Here is a 678-nt window from a genome sequence, read left to right on the forward strand (position 1 = left end):
CATTCAAGAAAACAAAGACCTGAAGCGCGGCGCTTGATTCCGTTCAAACGCGACGCGCTTTAGGCGTAAGCACCCTTGTCGCCACTGCGGCGAGACGACGCCTTCTTTCCTTTTTCCTGCTATTGACGCGCTGGATCAAAAATGGTGTATGCGCGGCTTCGGATGGGCGTGTAGCTCAGCGGGAGAGCACTGCATTGACATTGCAGGGGTCACAGGTTCAATCCCTGTCACGCCCACCATCCAATCCCAGACGATCAATACGTTGCGTTGAGTTTCCGCTGACCAGGCATCCAAGGGCCGGCTAGCCCTGCTTTTCCTTGTAGAGCAGCAATTCAGGCCGATATTCGAAATGCATGGTGTCGTAGTGATACCAGCGCCCGCCCCAGATAAAACCCTGCCTTTCAAACAACGTGACGATTGATAAGGGAATGCGGTTCTTGAACGGGATACGGCCCTTGTCATCGGGCTTGTTCCAGAACCAATAGTCGGAATAACCGACATTGATATCGAATGCAGCGCCGAAGGAATGGACGCTGAGCTGATCCGTGCCGGCGATGACCCGCCAGTTGAAACCGCCGCCTGGCTTGAGGCCGTAGCGGCTCATGTCGGCGGGCAACTCCTGCAAGGCATTCGAGATTTTGGAGAGGCGCGCGTCGACACCGAAGAGCGAGGTTATCC

At 55.6% G+C, this 678-nt stretch carries 1 protein-coding gene and 1 tRNA gene; one reads left to right on the forward strand and one right to left on the reverse strand.

Annotated elements, in window-relative coordinates:
* Positions 1-164: 164 nt before the first annotated feature.
* Positions 165-239: transfer RNA gene (locus ACXJ7R_RS35460), tRNA-Val, on the forward strand.
* 62 nt (positions 240-301) lie between these two features.
* Here the strand turns inward: ACXJ7R_RS35460 and ACXJ7R_RS35465 are convergent.
* The coding region (locus ACXJ7R_RS35465; RefSeq protein ID WP_457155852.1) for a M15 family metallopeptidase at positions 302-678 on the reverse strand (377 nt) is incomplete at its 5' end.

The sequence above is a fragment of the Mesorhizobium sp. P5_C1 genome (assembly GCF_054049815.1).